The organism is Gluconobacter sp. P1D12_c (assembly GCF_018812105.1).
Lineage (GTDB): Bacteria > Pseudomonadota > Alphaproteobacteria > Acetobacterales > Acetobacteraceae > Gluconobacter > Gluconobacter oxydans_A.
The window spans coordinates 1-390 of the sequence record NZ_JACSIQ010000717.1 but is presented as its reverse complement, the minus strand read 5'-3'; the positions used below and the strand labels follow the sequence as shown (position 1 = coordinate 390).

The 390-nt window shown below is 55.2% G+C and carries 1 protein-coding gene; it reads left to right on the top strand.

The annotated features are described in order from the left end of the window. Positions 1-98 precede the first annotated feature (98 nt). Positions 99-390 (top strand): IS5 family transposase (locus tag KP705_RS18885; protein ID WP_215765419.1); only part of this gene is annotated, 292 nt, incomplete at its 3' end.

Genomic DNA, 390 nt, shown 5'->3' with positions numbered 1-390 from the left:
CCAAAGTAGTGTTAGGTCRCGTTGACAAAAGGTCTATACGCTCATTCTGAGATCTGATTCACTGTTGTCTTTAACGAAGGCGATAAGGTGAAGCGGGGATGGCACGAGGGGATCTGACGGATCGTGAATGGGCGCTGATTGGTCCGCTTTTGCCATCCGAGCGTGGCCGTTGGGCACGACCATCCGGAGACAATCGCCGGTTTCTCAACGGCATGTTGTATGTCCTGCGCACCGGTTGTCCGTGGCGGGACATGCATGAGCGCTACGGAAAATGGAACTCGGTCTATGTCAGGTTCCGGCGTTGGGCTGARCAGGGKGTRTGGGATGCCTTGCTGCAAACTCTGGTGGACGTGGGACTGAGTGATGACTGGCAGCATATGGTCGACAGTA